Consider the following 456-nt stretch of genomic DNA (forward strand, 5'->3'; position numbering starts at 1 on the left):
AATGATGGCTGCTTCTAAGCCAACATCCTGGCTGTCTGTGCCTTCCCACATCGTTTCCCACTTAACCATGACTTTGGGACCTTAGCTGGCGGTCTGGGTTGTTTCCCTCTTCACGACGGACGTTAGCACCCGCCGTGTGTCTCCCGTGATAACATTCTCCGGTATTCGCAGTTTGCATCGGGTTGGTAAGCCGGGATGGCCCCCTAGCCGAAACAGTGCTCTACCCCCGGAGATGAATTCACGAGGCGCTACCTAAATAGCTTTCGGGGAGAACCAGCTATCTCCCGGTTTGATTGGCCTTTCACCCCCAGCCACAAGTCATCCGCTAATTTTTCAACATTAGTCGGTTCGGTCCTCCAGTTAGTGTTACCCAACCTTCAACCTGCCCATGGCTAGATCACCGGGTTTCGGGTCTATACCCTGCAACTTAACGCCCAGTTAAGACTCGGTTTCCCT

Annotated in this window: 1 rRNA gene; it reads right to left on the minus strand. The window is 53.3% G+C overall.

The features are described 5' to 3' along the window. Positions 1-456 (minus strand): 23S ribosomal RNA (locus K5I40_RS23785); the annotation flags it as partial.

The sequence above is a fragment of the Leclercia sp. LTM14 genome (assembly GCF_023736175.1).
Classification (GTDB): Bacteria; Pseudomonadota; Gammaproteobacteria; order Enterobacterales; family Enterobacteriaceae; genus Enterobacter; species Enterobacter barmai.